Source organism: Gallibacterium trehalosifermentans, assembly GCF_042433055.1.
GTDB classification, from domain to species: domain Bacteria; phylum Pseudomonadota; class Gammaproteobacteria; order Enterobacterales; family Pasteurellaceae; genus Gallibacterium; species Gallibacterium trehalosifermentans.
This window is the reverse complement of record NZ_JBHLWB010000001.1, coordinates 143061-160438: the sequence shown is the minus strand read 5'-3', so window position 1 is coordinate 160438 and position 17378 is coordinate 143061. Positions and strand designations below refer to the sequence as shown.

The following is a 17378-nucleotide window of genomic DNA, read 5'->3' as shown; positions in this document are numbered from 1 at the left end:
ATCTGTTCTACAAAAATGAACATTCTTGCACAAACTTTAATAACAGAAAAGTAAATCACTACACTTCATAAAAATTCAGCAATTTACGCATAAAAAAACAGCACTATTCCCTCCTTTATTGGTAATAAGCTTTTTTTTTCATCAATCAAACAAAAAAGTGAAAATAATCATTTGACAAAAAAATTCAATTCCGTAAAATGCGCGTCGTTGATTAGCAATGCTGTTAGCATAATTAATCAAAGCGGGAATAGCTCAGTTGGTAGAGCACGACCTTGCCAAGGTCGGGGTCGCGAGTTCGAGCCTCGTTTCCCGCTCCAAACTGCCCGGGTGGTGGAATCGGTAGACACAAGGGATTTAAAATCCCTCGCCTTTCGAGGCGTGCCAGTTCAAGTCTGGCTTCGGGCACCATTTAAAAACTAAAAAACTTTTTGCGGGAATAGCTCAGTTGGTAGAGCACGACCTTGCCAAGGTCGGGGTCGCGAGTTCGAGCCTCGTTTCCCGCTCCAAACTGCCCGGGTGGTGGAATCGGTAGACACAAGGGATTTAAAATCCCTCGCCTTTCGAGGCGTGCCAGTTCAAGTCTGGCTTCGGGCACCATTCATTTTATATATTCAATGGATTTTTAATAGTAACTTCCCTAAATTAGTTCTTAAACTTTAAAATCCTTGAAATGCCTTGTACGGCGTGTTAGCAAAGCGGTTATGCACTGGATTGCAAATCCATGTAGATCGGTTCGACTCCGGTACACGCCTCCATTTAATAATATATGGTACTTTATAGCAGTATATTTATTATTAATAAATCAACCACTTACGATAAAATTAGTATATAGCACTATATAGAAATATATCTATATCTACAAAAAATGGGACTACACTTTTTTTACTGCAATGGAATGATGTTATCAGTACTAAAATTTATTTCTGTTGCGAGGCCTGAATCTGCGACACAATAACTGTCGCAGATTCCGTGAAATAATAAATGTTTAAACTGTTTTTAAATTCTGTTTAAATAACCTCTCATTTTTGAAAAATAGTAATGCAAAAGATGGAGATATGAAATGACAGAAATCGAAACTTTAATGAAAGTCGGGCAAACCCTGTGCGGTCAACACTGGCAAGCAGATATGATGAAAGATTTAAAGTTATCAGATACAAAGAGAATCAGAGGGTGGTTGACAGGGAAACAAATACCAAACGGGATCTGGAAAGATTTATCAAAATTACTTAAAGATAAACAAAACGATATTAACACACTATTAGCAATATTAGATAAAACAGAATAAAAAGCTTATACACTCTTTTTTATTGTTATGCCAAAATCTTTATCTTTGTTATTCCAAAAAATTTACTCCTAATTATCGGAACTATATAAACAGATACAATATACTGCAAAAAAGAAAAAGAGAGCCTTTTGCTCTCTTTTCTTTTTTGCTTATCTAGCAACAATAATTGATTTTCTAACCTACATTGCGCCAATAATCATCAAAATATTCAGCTTCTTTACACTATGATTTCCTACACATAGAAAACATCTGAAATCATAAAGGGGCTTTTTAAATTAAACTGATTATTATCTAAAAAGCTATCACACTTTCCTAACCACTAAAGTAATGCCTTTTACCCCAACGACTTCTACATGATCATTGAGTTGTAATTGTTCCCCCTCAATACGCCAAGTAGTATCGCCAAATGCCGCTCTACCAAGATTGCTACTGACTAATTCTGTTACTTTTCCTTGCTGCCCTAACATCATCATATCACGTTGATTTAAACCATTATTTACTCTATCTTGTTGTGCATTTGTAGACTGGTAACGCCACCAAACAAGTGTAGCAATAATAGCAATAACAGCAAACGCAATGCTACTAGCTACGCCAGATAATGGAAATAAATAAGTCATCGCTGCGACTATTAGTCCCGCTATTCCCCACCATAAAAAGAAAATACCTGGGACAATAATTTCTAGAATTAACAAAATAAAGGCAAGGATTAACCAATGCATTGCACCCCAGTCAGCAAGCCATATCATCATTTTTTCGATCCTATTTCTTTCAATAATTCACTGATCCCTGCTACTGAACCAATTAAATTACTCGCTTCTAACGGCATTAGCACAACCTTACTATTACCCGATTGTCCAATTTGTTGTAATGCTTCAGTATATTTTTGCGCCACAAAGTAGTTAATTGCTTGTGTATTTCCTGCTGCGATAGCATCAGAGACCATTTGTGTCGCTTTCGCTTCTGCTTGCGCCTCACGCTCCCTAGCTTCTGCTCGTAAAAATGCCTCTTGACGTTCACCCTCAGCTTGTAAAATGCGTGATTGTTTTTCCCCCTCTGCCCGTAAAATGGCGGCTTGACGAATCCCTTCTGCTTCTAAAACTTCTGCTCGTTTATTTCGCTCTGCTTTCATCTGTGCATTCATTGAGTCAATCAGCTCTTTCGGTGGACGTACATCTCGAATTTCAATGCGAGTTACTTTAATGCCCCATGGATTAGTTGCTTCATCTACTATCGCTAAGAGTCGGCTATTAATTGAATCACGCTGCGATAGCATTTCATCTAGCTCCATTGATCCTAGCACGGTACGAATATTTGTTAAGGTTAAATTAATAATTGCCTGTTCAAGATGATTCACTTCATAAGCAGCATTACGTGCGTCAATCACTTGCACAAAACAAACTGCATCAATCGATACATTTGCATTATCTTTAGAAATGACTTCTTGTGATGGAATATCCAAAACTTGTTCCATCATATTAATTTTACGACCAACACGATCAATAAATGGCACAATAATATTTAAACCCGGTGTTAGTGTTCGGGTATAACGCCCAAAACGTTCAATCGTCCAATGGTAACCTTGCGGAACCGTTTTTACTGCCGAAAATAATGCAACAATGACTAAAACAATAAAGAAAAATGTGCCTACTGGCAGACTATCTAAATAAGACATAATACCCCCTATTTCTATTGATAATTAGCTATCTTCCCATATTTTTAAAGGAAGTCAAAAAGTTGATCTGAGAAATGTTATTAAGGTAGCAAAATTTCGCTTATCTCATTTTCTTTAAATGCTGGCGCATTCTTAAATTGATCATTTCCACACAGACTGAAAAACCCATTGCAAAATAGATATAACCTTTTGGAATATGGAATGACAAACTTTCACCAATTAATGATACACCTATCAAGATTAAGAATGATAACGCCAGAATTTTTAAGGTTGGGTGTGCTTCAACAAAACTACCAATCGGTTTTGCGGCAATCATCATTACTGCTACCGCTAAAATAATCGCAATAATCATCACTTCGACATGATTTGCCATACCGACTGCGGTGATCACTGAATCTAAAGAAAACACAATATCTAATAAAGCAATCTGAATTAATATGCCAACAAAACTCACTTTTTTCGGTGCTTTTTCTGCTTCAGCAGCGCTTTCTTCCATACTATGATGGATTTCTAAGGTACTTTTGACAAGTAAGAATAATCCTCCTAACAAAAGAATCAAATCTCGCCCAGAAAGTGTATAACCTGCCACTGAAAATAAGGGTTCTGTCAAGCGCATAATCCACGCCAAGGATAATAGGAGTAAAATTCGCGTTCCCATAGCTAAACCTAAGCCTAAGATACGACCAGATTGGCGTTGATGTACTGGCAATCGTCCGACTAAAATACTAATAAAAATAATATTATCAATGCCTAAAACAATTTCTAATGCAGTCAAGGTAAGCAAGGCAACCCACGCCTCTGGGTTACTGATCCATTCAAACATAATGCTCCTCTAGATATAAAATTACGCTTAATTATTGTGATAAATTACCAAGCGGCATACTATAGCGATCAATTTCAAAGAAGAAAATAGCTCACTTCATTTTCCTTGTTGAAAATGCCGCAAAATATTGCCAGTAAAGGTCTTACGCAGATAAAAGCCTAATGGTAATGTGTCTATTTTTTCCCCTTTTGCTCCTATCCCTTTGGTTAACGCTTTACTATTTGCACCTTTAGGGCGTAGCTGTAATACTTCGCCTAACGTCGCATTAATCTTTTTTACCTTGCCTAATACAATGAATTCCATCAGCTCTTCCCAATCTTGTTTTAATTGAGCGTCTTCCTCCACTGAAGGTTGCCATAAAATCGGTTGCCCAACTCTACGTTCCGCTAATGGAATCGAACGTTCTCCCTCGACTGGAATCCATAATACTTTAGATAACTTATAACGCACATGAGAAGATTCCCACATGACACCATGATTATCTGTTAATGGCGCTAAACAAACAAAAGTGGTTTCCAACGGTTCACCTTGTTGATTAATCGGAATCGTTTTTAACTCAATACCTAATTCAGAAAAATCCTGTTCCGCTTTACTCCCAGCTTTGGCACCAAGGGCAATTTCAATTAAATTGCCTACCCAACCTTTATCACGTCTTAAATTTTCTGGTACAGAGATATGTAATTGCTGTGCAATATCAGCTAATGTTCGTCCTGCTAACTGATAAGCTTGCATTAATAATTGCTGTTCTGTTATTGGCGATTGCATTGCTAATCGCGCCTCCTTAATTGCAAAATTTATCCAAAGATTTATAAAAGTTCAAAAAATAACCGACACTTTTCCAATTTTCTATTTTTTCACCAATATTTTTTAACAGTATGATTTTAAAGATTTTTTATTTTACTTGGTGCGTAAAAAAACATCACTAAATAAATTATACGTCAATTTACGTCTATTCAATCACAAATTTATCCACAGTTTCTCTGAATAACTCACACCCTGAATAAATAAACAGTATTGATTTTTTAAAATTTAACAACCTATTAAAAATAAGCAGACAATTTATTAATTTTTCAAGCTAACCTTTTAGTTATTAACTCATTTTTTTAACAATGAGATCACTTATCAACATCTAATTTTTTTCTTTATAAATCAAACAGAAATACAAACCTCACTTCTATTCACACAATATAAACTGATAAATTCCACAGCGTTATCCACAACTTAATATTTAGCAAGATTTTATTTTTTAGCTCAAAAGAATTCCTGTCGAGTTTTACAACAAATTCAGTTAAAATTAAAAGAATTTTTAAACTTTTTTATTGATAAGGATTATAAGGCTGTTTATATGTCAGTTGTTGGAAGAATTCACTCTTTTGAATCCTGTGGAACGGTTGATGGACCAGGCATTCGTTTTATTCTTTTTATGCAAGGTTGTTTAATGCGTTGTAAATATTGCCATAATCGTGATACTTGGGATTTACACGCAGGCAAAGATATTACTGTAGAAGAGTTGATGAAAGAAGTGGTTACTTATCGCCATTTTATGAATGCTTCTGGTGGAGGTGTAACTGCCTCTGGTGGCGAAGCCATTTTACAAGCTGAATTTGTACGTGATTGGTTTCGTGCTTGTAAAGAACAAGGTATTCACACCTGTTTAGATACCAATGGTTTTGTTCGTCATTATGATGAAATCATCGATGGTTTATTAGATGTTACTGATCTCGTTTTACTTGATTTAAAACAACTTGATGACACAATTCACCAAAATCTTATTGGTGTACCAAATAAACGTACATTAGAATTTGCTAAATATTTAGAAAAACGTAATCAAAAAACATGGATTCGTTATGTCGTTGTACCAGGTTATACCGATGACGATCATTCTGTGAATCTACTCGGTGAATTTATCAAAGATATGAAAAACATTGAAAAAGTCGAATTGCTTCCTTATCACCAATTAGGCAAACATAAATGGGAAACACTCGGTCTGAAATATGAACTTGAAGACATTAAACCACCAACAAAAGCGTCTTTGGAAAAAATTAAAGCGCAGCTCGAAACCTTTGGTTTAACGGTCAAATACTAATTTTTCATTCTAAAGGAGGCTAATATGGCTGTATTAGTAACAGGTGGCGCGGGTTATATCGGCTCTCACACTGTAGTTGAATTATTAAATGCGAATAAAGATGTAGTTGTTTTAGATAATCTTTGCAATTCCTCAGAAAAATCTTTGGATCGTGTTAAGCAAATTACAGGTAAATCAGTTACGTTCTATCAAGGTGATGTACTTGATCGTCAATTATTGAAACGTATTTTTGCCGCCCATCAAATTGAATCTGTCATTCATTTTGCAGGGTTAAAAGCCGTTGGGGAAAGTGTGGCAAAACCAATTGAATATTATCGTAATAATGTTGAAGGTTCACTCACATTACTTGATGAAATGCGGCAAGCTAATGTATTTAATTTTGTTTTCAGTTCTTCTGCAACGGTATATGGTGATCCTGAAATTATTCCAATTACTGAAAACTGTCGCGTTGGTGGTACAACTAACCCTTATGGCACCTCTAAATTTATGGTAGAGCGCATTATCATGGATATTGCTAAAGCAATCCCACAATTTAGTATGACTATCCTACGCTATTTCAATCCAGTTGGTGCGCATGAAAGTGGTTTAATTGGCGAAGATCCAAATGGTATTCCAAATAACTTATTACCATATATTAGCCAAGTAGCGATTGGTAAATTACAACAACTTTCAGTATTTGGCAGCGATTACCCAACTCATGATGGTACTGGCGTGCGTGATTATATTCACGTGGTCGATTTAGCAATCGGGCATCTAAAAGCCTTAGATCGTCATGAAAATGATGCAGGATTACATATTTATAATCTTGGTACAGGAACAGGTTATTCCGTATTGGATATGGTTCATGCTTTTGAAAAGGTGAATAATATTAAAATTCCATATCGTTTAGTGGATCGCCGTCCAGGTGATATCGCAACCTGTTATTCTGATCCTTCTCTTGCCTTAAAAGCGTTAGGTTGGAAAACTGAACGTGGTTTAGAACAGATGATGCGTGATACTTGGAATTGGCAAAAAAATAATCCGAATGGTTATCGCGACTAATTCATTGTACACGGGATCTTAACCATGCCAGTAAATACTTCTTTGATGCAACAAATTTTCAGTCGAAATATGCTGATTTGCGTATTTACTGGTTTTAGTTCAGGTTTACCACTCTATATTTTAATTAGTCTGCTGCCTTATTGGTTACGAACCGAAAATGTTGATCTCAAAACAATCGGATTATTTACGCTAATTGGCTTGCCTTATACTTGGAAATTCCTTTGGTCGCCACTCTTAGATCGCTTTATTTTACCTTTTCTAGGGCGGCGTAGGGGTTGGATTTTACTTTTACAACTTCTATTAGTTTTTTCTCTTTCTGGTTTTGCTTGGCTCCAACCAGCTCAAGATATTTCCATCATTGCCCTCCTTGCGACTATTGTCGCTTTTTTCTCTGCCTCACAGGATATTGTATTAGATGCCTATCGCCGTGAGATTTTATCTGATCAGGAATTGGGTTTAGGCAACTCAATTCATGTTAATGCGTACCGTTTAGCAGGATTAATTCCAGGATCACTTTCTATTTTTCTCACCGCCTATTATAGTTGGGAAAGTGTCTTCTTGATCACTGCGCTTTTTATGTTACCTGGTATATTAGCGACATTACTGATTGCATGGGAACCTCAAATTAACGGGCAATCTCACAGTTTAAAAGAGAATATCATTAATCCTTTTGTTGAATTTTATCAACGTAAAAAACTCAAAGGTATGATTACCGTATTAGCCTTTATGTGCTTATATAAATTGGGCGATACCATGGCAACTGCACTTATGACACCATTTTATGTTGATATGGGATATAGCAGCACCGATATTGCGATCGTTGCGAAAAATGCTGGTTTATGGCCAATGATTATTGCTAGTTTAGTCGGCGGTGTCATTATGCTGAAAATCGGGATTAATCGAGCCTTATGGCTATTTGGTTTCGTACAAATTCTCACCATTTTAGGCTTTGCTTGGTTAGCGAGTTTCGGTAAATTCAGTCAAATTGGTACATTTGAATTAATCGCACTCGCCATTGTCGTCAGTGGCGAATATATCGGCATTGGTTTAGGCACAGCTGCTTTTGTGGCGTTTATGGCACGAGAGACAAATCCTCTCTATACTGCGACCCAATTAGCGCTATTTACCAGCCTTGCAGCACTACCGCGCACATTATTAGGTTCAAGTGCTGGTTGGCTAATCGAACAATTAGGCTATTATCATTTCTATTGGCTCTGTTTTTTCCTTGCCATTCCAGGAATGATTTGCCTATTTTGGGTTGCCCCTTACAAAGATTCGCCAAGCAAGCAATAAATTAAAGTTTAGACTTGAGTTTGCCACCACATACAGGTAAGGTACTCATATTTTTGACACAAGAGGTTATATCATGAAAATTATTTTATTAGGCGCACCAGGTGCAGGAAAAGGTACACAAGCCCAATTCATTATGAATAAATACGGTATTCCACAAATTTCAACTGGTGATATGTTGCGTGCAGCAATCAAAGCAGGCACTGAATTAGGTAAAAAAGCCAAAGTATTAATGGACGCAGGGCAATTAGTCCCAGATGATTTAATTATTGCCTTAGTAAAAGATCGTGTCGCTCAACCTGATTGTGCAAAAGGTTTTCTATTAGACGGTTTCCCTCGTACTATTCCACAAGCAGATGCGTTAAAAGCAGCAGGTATTGCGATTGATTTTGTTTTAGAGTTTGATGTGCCAGACGAAGTGATTGTCGAACGTATGAGCGGTCGTCGCGTACACCCTGCCTCAGGACGCAGCTACCATATCGTTTACAACCCACCAAAAGTTGAAGGGAAAGATGACGTTACTGGTGAAGATTTAATTATCCGTGCAGATGACAAACCTGAAACCGTTTTAGATCGATTAAAAGTCTATCATTCAACAACGAAGCCTTTAGTTGAATACTACAGCAAAGAAGCGGCTAATGGTAAAACCCAATATTTCCGCCTAGACGGCACATTACCAGTTGAACAAGTGAGTGCAAAACTTGCTGAGACTTTAGGTTAATTTTTCTGTAAAAATAATCCTCCTTGATGGGGGATTATTTTTTATTGTACTTCTGTCGTTGTCATAATATTTTCAATTTCACTACTCGCTTTCGCTTCCATAATAGGAATTGTATTAATTAACATCGATTGATTAGGAATAAGTTCTGCTGCCTATTTCAATTTTTTAAACATATATAGAAATTTTAGGTATAAAAAACACCCTTATATACAAATATAAGGGTGTAAAAAATTTAATTATCTTATTGAATTACATAGTAATAAGTCAATTATCTGTTTCTTTTTTATTCTCTAATGTTTCTGGTACAAGATCTAATTTTGCCATTAACATTTGATCATGATCCTCTTCATTATTGCCAGTAACTAATAATTTATCGCCGTAGAAAATTGAGTTTGCACCTGCCATAAAGCACATTGCTTGCATTGCTTCTGGCATTTTGTGCCGACCAGCAGAAAGGCGTACATAGCTTTGTGGCATAGTAATTCTGGCAACGGCAATAGTACGTACAAATTCTGTCCAATCAAGTTCTTCTGCCTCCATCATTGGTGTGCCTTCCACTTTTACTAATTGGTTGATTGGTACAGATTCAGGTTGTGGGTCTAAATTTGCCAAACTCGCAATTAACCCTGCTCGTTCTTTGCGAGTTTCATTCATACCGACAATACCGCCACAACACACTTTTAATCCTGCTTGACGTACTTTACCTAAAGTACTAATTCGATCTTCAAAACGGCGCGTACTGATTACCTCTTCATAATGCTCTGGTGCCGTATCAATATTATGATTATAATAATCTAAACCCGCTTCTTTTAGCTGTTCTGCCATACCATCTTGCAATAAACCAAACGTACCACAGGTTTCCAAGCCAAGATCTTTTACCGCTTTAATAATTGCAGATACTTTTTCAATATCCTTTGGTTTGGGTCCACGCCATGCAGCCCCCATACAAAAACGCCCAGCGCCTCGCTCTTTGGCAATTTTTGCTTTAGCAACAATATCTTCAATATCTAATAATTGTTCGTTTTGTACGCCAGTTTGATAACGTGCTGATTGCGGACAATAACCACAATCTTCAGGACAACCTCCCGTTTTGATTGACATTAATGTCGAAAGTTGAATTGCTTGTGGATTAAAATGCTCACGATGGACTTGAGCTGCACGATAAACTAAATCAAGGAAAGGTGTTTCAAATAATGCTTCCACTTTACAAACAGACCAATACTCTACACTTGGGTGTGGAGTAATAGATGGCAGTTGGATTGTAGTTGTTGTCATAACGTATCCTTTTGTTCTTTTAGTCATTGCAAAGTTCTACCTTGCTAACAAAGTGCCATATTCTAACGACTGTTTTCCCGATCTACCAAATAATTTTCAGAGATCGTACCATTCTCAACCCTAATCACTCGATTCATAATGCCAATTACCTCACTTAGTTGATGCGTAACCAGTAATAAACAAAGTTGCTTTTCCTCACAAATTTTTGCTACTAATTCAACCATTTCTTGGCGTAATTCAGGATCAAGTGCCGAAAAAGGTTCATCTAATAATAAAATCGGACGATGCCGCAATAGCGTTCTTGCCAGTGCAACACGTTGTTTTTGCCCACCTGATAATGTGTCAGGTAAACGATTTAAAAAATCTTGTAACCCCACTTGCTCCGCAACTAACGCTACTTGTTGCTGTTCATTTTTTGATAACGATAAACTTGGCTTAATACCTAACGCAAGGTTTTGCGCAACAGTCAGATGATTAAATAAATTATTATCTTGAAACAACATTGATACAGGGCGTTGATGTGGCTCAGTTTTAGTATGATTTTCTCCATTTAAGCAAATTTCCCCTTGTTGCGGGATTGCAAAGCCTGCAATTAAATTCAACAAAGTTGATTTTCCTGCTCCACTCGCCCCAACAATCGCTACGCGTTCTCCCGCTACTAATTGCAAATCAAAATACATCTCCATTGGTGGATAATTATATTTCACCTGTTGTAGATTAATTATGTTCATCATTTTGTTCCGTAAATAAGAAAATTACAAAGTAGAACAGCAACAAAATCATTGCCGTTACAGCCGCACCATCACTTTGATAATGTCCTAACTGACGATATAACAGCAAAGGCAATGAGGTAAAACTATCATTACCAAACAGCGCAATCGCAGTAAAATCACCTAATGAAATCGCTGCAGCTAACGCAAATGCCGCTCGCAATGGGCGGATTAATGTTGTTTTTTCAATAATTTGCCAACGTTGCCAGCCTCGCAAATTGAGCGAAAGGCAAAGCCGTTGATAATTCAGCATATTGGTATAAAAAGCAGGGGTAAGAAGTTGTAATACAAATGGCATTGCGACTAATGCATTACACAAAGCGACTAATAAAAATAGTAAGATCGTGTCAGCGGTAATTTCACCTAATAACAAGAATAGTCCTGTTGCTAACACTAACGTTGGTACTGCTAAAATGATGGTTCCGATATTAAGCAATAACTGGCTTACTTTACGTTGTTCTCGCCAATAAAGTTGACGTGTTGTCAGCAATAAAGCAATGCTTAACCCTAACGATAACACGGCTGAGGTAGGTGCTAATAATAAAGAAAACATCACTGCCTGCCACAATTCAGGTTGCAACAACTGCTGCCAAAACTGGCGTGCAGTGAGACCTGCGATAATCGTTTCTAGTAATGGCATAGCAATAAACAGTATGGCAACTAATAACACGGAACAATGCCAATAGCGTTGTTTTTTGTTAAGTGGCAAACACCATTGTTCTTGATATTCACATTTGGCTTGTTGATAACGAGCAAAACGGCTGTTTATCGTAAATAAGATAAAACAAAATACAAATTGTAAAATTGCTAATAATGCCGCCGTTTCAATATCAAAATCAAAGGTAATCGCTTGATAAATAGCGACTTCCAAAGTGGTATATTTGGGACCACCACCTAACGTCAAAACGATTGTAAAACTGGTAAAACAAAGTAGGAAAATTAAACCAAATAGGCTAAAGCAAACTGGTCGGATAAACGGTAGCTCTACCCAGCGAAAAAAATGCCAATTCTGCAAATTTAATTGTGCAGCTAATTTAAATTGTGATACGGGAAGTTGACTTAACCGTTGATGTAATACTTTGGCACTCAATGGAATATTGAAAAACAAGTGCGCCAATAAAATACCAGATAAACCATAAATATCAGGTAATTGTAGCTGGAAATGGCGTAACATTTGGTTAATCCAACCATTAAAACCATAAATACCGATGATGCCAAAAATCGCTACTAATGCGGGTAATACATAAGTTAAGGAAAACAGTTTTAATAGTAGATTTTTGCCACGAAACTCTAAATAAAATAAAGCTCGTGCAACCAGTAACCCAAAAAAGAGTGCTAGAATCGCAGATAAACCTGCTTGATAAAAACTGAATCTAATCACTTGCCATAAATAGCGATTTTCAAACAAGACTTTCCATTGTGAAAATTGACTATATTGCAGTAATTGCCAAAGGCTGCCGCCATAAATGACGGCAAGCACAATTAATACAGTAATCCCCGAAAACAGGTAAGATGAACGGTTAATTTGGCGCAGAAACTTCATTATTTAGCCAAAGCATTCTGCCATACAGATAACCAATTTTTTGTTTGTTGATGTGTGATTTTTGCAGTATCAATCGTCTGCTCGGTCAACACTTGCTGACGCAGTTGATCATAATGCGGTTCAATCGTGGCATCTGTTACCGCAAACATCACATTGCTTTCACTTATCACTTTTTGTGCTTCAGGGCTAAGTAGGAATTGTAAAAATTGATCGGCTAACTTACCTTGCTTACTACTTTTTAACTTCGCTGCCACTTCAATTTGCAGCACATTACCTTCGCTAAATACTGTCGCTGCATAGTGATCATTTTTTTCATTCAATAAATGATATAGTGGCGAGGTACGATAACTTAATACGAGATCACTCTCTCCTTTCAAAAATGCACCATAAGTATCACTCCAACCTTTGCCTACAGTAACTGTATGTTTCGCTAATGTTTGCCAAGCTGTGGCTACTTGATCCGCAGGATAAACTTGATTTAGCCAGAGCAATAAACCACGCCCGACTGAGCTAGTACGCGGATCTTGATAAATGACGCGTAAATCTTGACGTTCTACAAGCTCTTTTAAACTGGTTGGCGGGTTAGTTAATTTCGTTTTATCATAAATAAAGGCATAACTGCCGAAATCATATGGGACATATGTTTTGTTCTGCCACGTTACAGGTAATTGCAAGCTGGTTAAATCCACTGTGGCTGGTGTAAATAATTTTGCTTGCTCTGCGGCTTCAATCAGACTTTGATCTAATCCGACAACCACATCTGCTTTCGCTTTTTTCCCTTCTAAACGTAAACGATTAAACATCGTTACACTATTATCAAAAGCAATAAATTTCACATCACATTGGCACTGCTGCTCAAATAATTGTTCCAATTTTGGACCAGGTCCCCAATCAGATGCAAAAGAATCATAAGTATAGATATTTAATGTGCTTGGATTGGCAAATGATGCTGTGCTAGCTGCGATAAATGTACTAGCAAGAACAATGTTTTTTAACATAGATGATTTCCTATTTCATAACATAACTGCAATGAACAGGATTTTGAATAGCGATATGCTTCTCAAATCCCTCCGCTGCGACTAATCAGTTCAGGTTCGACGGGTATTATCTCAGCCTACTGAGTTATAAACACAGCATGCACCCCGTTGAGAACAGCAATTACTATACGAGATTGCAGTAAATTAAACAATAGCTATTACAGCCAATTTAACTGTTTTAAGATAACAATGCCCACAGCTGAGCCAATAATCGAACCAATCGTCGTAATACCTACTATGTTAGCTGCCGTTTTCGCATTACCGCCCATACTGCGTACCATCGGATAGCTTGCCGCCGCGACAGGTGTAGCTGTCATTAAGAAAATCACGCCCAAGCCAATCCCCTCTAAACCAAATAATCGAGCAATCACCACTAGCATAATTGGGGCAATCACAATACGACCAATACTAGATTGAAATGCAATTTTAGATGAAGGATCCATACCTTTAAAATCCAAACTCGCCCCAGTACAAAGCAAGGCTAATGGTAATGTCATACGTGATAAATAATCGCCTGTACTCATCAATGATTTTGGAATAGTAAAACCAAATTTACTGATCACCAATGCAATCGCAATCGAAAGTATTAAGGGATTTTTAGCAATCTGACGTAAGATATAGATAAAACTCGTTTTTCCTGTACTTGATAATGAACGACTAAGGGTAATTACGGCTAGAATATTATATAGAATAGTAATTAACGCCGTGTACACCGAAGCGACCGCAATTCCACTTGTACCATAAGCATTCGCGCATAATGACAAACCGATAATGCCACTATTCCCTCGAAATACGCCTTGGACAAATGTTCCTCGCTCCCGTTTATCGGCGACAAAACGAGAGGCATATATTTCAGCCAATAGGAATAAAATCAAACAACCGACATATCCAGCAGTAATAATCTGTAATTGTGCGCTGTAATCCGTTGGATATTGCACAATACTTAAAAAAAGCAACGCAGGTAATGTAATATTAAATACCAATTTTGAACCTTGCATACAAAATTGATCATTGACCATTCCAATTCGTCGTAGATATACCCCTAAAAAGAGCATTAAAATATTTGGCAAGGTAACGCTAATTGAGAACGAAATAGAGTTAAGGAAGCCTTCCATCGAAATATTCCTTATAAATTAAACCACGAAAAAATTAATTGACCGAGATAGTATTTGAGAACAAGAAAAGCGGGAGAATCAATCAAACAGCACTTCTTAGACTCTGCTTCGCTATGTTACCACCACAATCATTGAAATACTTCACTTTTTGTATATTTCACTTTTTCAGCACAATACAATCATCGGTATAGCGAAAATATCCTGCTAAAAGCAAAATATATCATGAACATAATTCATATTAAATTTGAAAATTATTAAATTGACGCAACTTGGAAATCCCCCTATTTTAGTGTTTAGACGGCTAAACATCTAAATAGGAGAATAATATGAGTTATGCCAAAGAAATTGATGTGTTGAATCGTAATATTGCGGATTTAAATGGAGAGATTAATATCTCGTTTGAATTCTTCCCCCCTAAAAATGAGAAAATGGAAAATATTTTATGGGAGTCAATTCAACGTCTCAAAGTACTACAACCAAAATTTGTTTCTGTTACTTATGGTGCTAATTCTGGAGAACGAGAGCGTACTCATAGCGTGGTAAAAGCGATTAAACAACAAACAGGCATTGAAGCAGCGCCACACCTGACTGGAATTGATGCAACGCCTGAACAATTAAAACAAATTGCCCAAGAATATTGGGATAGTGGTATTCGTAACATTGTTGCCTTACGTGGTGATGAACCGCCTGGCTACACCAAAAAACCCTTTTATGCTTCTGATTTAGTCAAATTATTAAAAGAAGTTGCTGATTTTGATATTTCTGTAGCCGCCTATCCTGAGGTACACCCAGAAGCCAAATCGGCGCAAGCAGATTTACTCTTTCTCAAACAAAAAGTAGAAGCAGGGGCAAATCGAGCTATCACCCAATTTTTCTTCGACATTGATAGTTATCTCCGCTTCCGTGATCGCTGTGTTACGGTTGGTATTGATGTAGAAATCGTCCCAGGCATTTTACCCGTTTCTAATTTTGTACAATTACAAAAAATGGCAAAAATTACCAATGTAAAAATCCCAAGTTGGATGTATAAATTGTATGAAGGCTTAGAACAAGATCAAACCACTCGAAATCTTATCGGTGCAAGTATTGCGATTGATATGGTGAAAATTTTATCGAAAGAAGGAGTAAAAGACTTCCATTTCTATACGTTAAACCGTTCTGAATTAACTTATGCAATCTGCCATACATTAGGTGTTCGTCCACCTCTTACGGCTACATCATAAGGCGAAAAAATTTTATACTTTATAAATTAAAAGGCGATCAAATGATCGCCTTTAAACTTATAACAAACTATTATAGTTGTTGCGTTTTTCTCTCTTCTTCAATACAAGCTGCTGCAGTAAAGATAACATCTGTTGATGAATTCAATGCAGTTTCAGTTGAATCTTGTAGCACACCAATAATAAAGCCTACCCCAATAACTTGCGCAGCGACATCATTTGAAATACCAAATAAACTACACGCTAATGGAATTAATAAAAGTGAACCACCCGCAACGCCTGATGCACCGCACGCACAAATGCTCGCCACAACACTCAATAATAGTGCAGTTGGTAAATTCACATCTATACCTAACGTGTGGACTGCCGCCAATGTTAATACAGTAATCGTAATTGCCGCACCACCCATATTAATAGTAGCGCCAAGAGGAATAGAAACGGAATAGGTTTCTTCTTTTAAGCCTAAACGTTGTGCTAACTCCATATTCACTGGAATATTTGCAGCTGAACTACGTGTTAAAAATGCGGTTAAACCACTCACTCGAAGACATTTCCACACTAATGGATATGGGTTTGAACGAATTTTCCAAAAGACTAATAATGGATTAACAACAAACGCAACAAATAACATTGAGCCCACTAATACGGCTAATACTTGGATATATCCACCTAATGCAGATAACCCTTTATCCGCTAAAGTAGAGGCTACCAATCCAAATACCCCAACAGGCGCAAAAGAAATCACAACTTTAACAATCATGGAAATTGCTTCAGATACATCACCTAGTAAATTTTTGGTTGTATCAGAAGCATGGCGCAACGCCACACCAAGACCAATCGCCCAAGCTAAAATACCAATGAAATTTGCATTAAATAACGCATTAACTGGATTATCAATCACATTAAATACTAAGGTACTTAATACTTGAATAACACTTTCTGGTGGAGCGATTGATTGTTCGGCATCAGCCAAGGCTAATACCGTTGGAAACATAAAACTCGCAACTACTGCCACAAAAGCAGATAAGAAAGTCCCGAGAAGATAAAGAGAAACAATACTTTTTAGATTATTTTTTTCTCCCACTTTACGGTTTGCGATTGCAGCAATCACTAATACAAAGATTAAAATTGGGGCGATTGAGCGCAATGAACGCACAAAAATTTGTCCGAGAAAGCTAACATTCTCAGCTAAGTTTGTTCCTAAAACGGGTTCTAAATAAGGTGAAACTAAGGCTAAAAGAATACCTAATAATAAACCAGTAGCCACTCTTTTTACTAATGAACCTTGAAAGAGTAAAGCGGTAAAACGAGATGAAGTAACCATAATGTTAATATCAATAAATGTTGTGTTAATAATCAAGAGATCTGATGATCTCCACCCGTTGCTAAAGATAGCCGAAATTATGAATGATGCCAATAAAAATAATTAAAAAATAATCTTTTTTCTTGATTGATGAAAATTATCTAAAAGATCCCCTCTATTTTTAAATATTATAAATT

At 36.9% G+C, this 17378-nt stretch carries 17 protein-coding genes and 5 tRNA genes; 11 read left to right on the top strand and 11 right to left on the bottom strand.

Annotated features, from left to right (window positions below):
- Positions 1–241: 241 nt before the first annotated feature.
- From ACFFHK_RS00755 to ACFFHK_RS00730, 6 genes are all read left to right on the top strand, one after another.
- Positions 242–317 (top strand) — tRNA-Gly (locus tag ACFFHK_RS00755).
- A gap of 4 nt (positions 318–321) precedes the next feature.
- Positions 322–408: transfer RNA gene (locus tag ACFFHK_RS00750), tRNA-Leu, on the top strand.
- A 22-nt stretch (positions 409–430) separates the two neighbouring features.
- Positions 431–506, top strand: a tRNA-Gly gene (locus ACFFHK_RS00745).
- Between the two features lie 4 nt (positions 507–510).
- A tRNA-Leu gene (locus ACFFHK_RS00740) sits at positions 511–597 on the top strand.
- Positions 598–681: 84 nt separating this feature from the next.
- Positions 682–755 (top strand) — tRNA-Cys (locus tag ACFFHK_RS00735).
- 305 nt (positions 756–1060) lie between these two features.
- Positions 1061–1285 (top strand): hypothetical protein, encoded by a 225-nt coding sequence (locus ACFFHK_RS00730; RefSeq protein WP_382367814.1) that lies wholly within the window; start codon positions 1061–1063, stop codon positions 1283–1285.
- Positions 1286–1587: 302 nt separating this feature from the next.
- On the opposite strand, the gene ACFFHK_RS00725 is transcribed toward ACFFHK_RS00730, so the two are convergent.
- From ACFFHK_RS00725 to mutH, 4 genes are all read right to left on the bottom strand, one after another.
- Positions 1588–2031: an NfeD family protein gene (locus tag ACFFHK_RS00725; protein WP_382368913.1), complete on the bottom strand. Its 444-nt coding sequence runs from the start codon at positions 2029–2031 to the stop codon at positions 1588–1590.
- Entirely contained in the window at positions 2031–2957 is a 927-nt protein-coding gene (locus tag ACFFHK_RS00720) for an SPFH domain-containing protein (protein WP_382367811.1), read from the bottom strand. Before ACFFHK_RS00720 ends, ACFFHK_RS00725 begins: the two co-directional genes overlap by 1 nt.
- A gap of 100 nt (positions 2958–3057) precedes the next feature.
- Positions 3058–3780 carry a TerC family protein gene (locus tag ACFFHK_RS00715; protein ID WP_382367808.1) on the bottom strand — a complete coding sequence of 241 codons (723 nt, stop codon included), beginning with the start codon at positions 3778–3780 and terminating at the stop codon, positions 3058–3060.
- 96 nt (positions 3781–3876) lie between these two features.
- On the bottom strand, positions 3877–4545 hold the full coding sequence (mutH, locus tag ACFFHK_RS00710) for a DNA mismatch repair endonuclease MutH (RefSeq protein WP_382367805.1): 669 nt from the start codon (positions 4543–4545) through the stop codon (positions 3877–3879).
- Positions 4546–5125: 580 nt separating this feature from the next.
- Here mutH and pflA point away from each other — a divergent pair.
- The 4 genes from pflA (at position 5126) to adk (ending at position 8918) form a co-directional block, all read left to right on the top strand.
- Positions 5126–5866, top strand: coding sequence for a pyruvate formate lyase 1-activating protein (pflA, locus tag ACFFHK_RS00705; protein ID WP_382367802.1), 741 nt, complete (start codon positions 5126–5128; stop codon positions 5864–5866).
- Positions 5867–5890: 24 nt separating this feature from the next.
- Positions 5891–6907 (top strand): UDP-glucose 4-epimerase GalE, encoded by a 1017-nt coding sequence (galE, locus tag ACFFHK_RS00700; protein WP_382367799.1) that lies wholly within the window; start codon positions 5891–5893, stop codon positions 6905–6907.
- A gap of 24 nt (positions 6908–6931) precedes the next feature.
- A complete protein-coding gene (locus tag ACFFHK_RS00695; RefSeq protein ID WP_382367796.1) occupies positions 6932–8200 on the top strand; it encodes an AmpG family muropeptide MFS transporter in 1269 nt (422 codons plus the stop codon).
- A gap of 73 nt (positions 8201–8273) precedes the next feature.
- Positions 8274–8918, top strand: coding sequence for an adenylate kinase (gene adk / locus ACFFHK_RS00690; RefSeq protein WP_382367793.1), 645 nt, complete (start codon positions 8274–8276; stop codon positions 8916–8918).
- A gap of 41 nt (positions 8919–8959) precedes the next feature.
- On the opposite strand, the gene ACFFHK_RS00685 is transcribed toward adk, so the two are convergent.
- The 6 genes from ACFFHK_RS00685 to ACFFHK_RS00660 form a co-directional block, all read right to left on the bottom strand.
- Positions 8960–9058 carry a Fic/DOC family N-terminal domain-containing protein gene (locus ACFFHK_RS00685; protein WP_382368910.1) on the bottom strand — a complete coding sequence of 33 codons (99 nt, stop codon included), beginning with the start codon at positions 9056–9058 and terminating at the stop codon, positions 8960–8962.
- Positions 9059–9182: 124 nt separating this feature from the next.
- Positions 9183–10193, bottom strand: coding sequence for a biotin synthase BioB (gene bioB, locus ACFFHK_RS00680; RefSeq protein ID WP_382367790.1), 1011 nt, complete (start codon positions 10191–10193; stop codon positions 9183–9185).
- A 62-nt stretch (positions 10194–10255) separates the two neighbouring features.
- Entirely contained in the window at positions 10256–10918 is a 663-nt protein-coding gene (gene thiQ / locus ACFFHK_RS00675; protein WP_382368907.1) for a thiamine ABC transporter ATP-binding protein, read from the bottom strand.
- Positions 10911–12506 carry a thiamine/thiamine pyrophosphate ABC transporter permease ThiP gene (gene thiP / locus ACFFHK_RS00670; RefSeq protein WP_382367787.1) on the bottom strand — a complete coding sequence of 532 codons (1596 nt, stop codon included), beginning with the start codon at positions 12504–12506 and terminating at the stop codon, positions 10911–10913. The genes thiQ and thiP overlap by 8 nt, the downstream gene beginning before the upstream one ends.
- Positions 12506–13504 (bottom strand): thiamine ABC transporter substrate binding subunit, encoded by a 999-nt coding sequence (gene thiB / locus ACFFHK_RS00665; RefSeq protein ID WP_382367784.1) that lies wholly within the window; start codon positions 13502–13504, stop codon positions 12506–12508. The genes thiP and thiB overlap by 1 nt, the downstream gene beginning before the upstream one ends.
- A 197-nt stretch (positions 13505–13701) precedes the next feature.
- A complete protein-coding gene (locus ACFFHK_RS00660; protein WP_382367781.1) occupies positions 13702–14658 on the bottom strand; it encodes an AEC family transporter in 957 nt (318 codons plus the stop codon).
- A gap of 326 nt (positions 14659–14984) precedes the next feature.
- Here ACFFHK_RS00660 and metF point away from each other — a divergent pair, with 326 nt between their 5' ends.
- Positions 14985–15881 (top strand): methylenetetrahydrofolate reductase, encoded by an 897-nt coding sequence (metF, locus tag ACFFHK_RS00655; RefSeq protein WP_382367778.1) that lies wholly within the window; start codon positions 14985–14987, stop codon positions 15879–15881.
- 70 nt (positions 15882–15951) lie between these two features.
- Here the strand turns inward: metF and sstT are convergent, their stop codons facing one another.
- Positions 15952–17202 carry a serine/threonine transporter SstT gene (gene sstT, locus ACFFHK_RS00650; RefSeq protein WP_382368904.1) on the bottom strand — a complete coding sequence of 417 codons (1251 nt, stop codon included), beginning with the start codon at positions 17200–17202 and terminating at the stop codon, positions 15952–15954.
- Positions 17203–17378 lie beyond the last annotated feature (176 nt).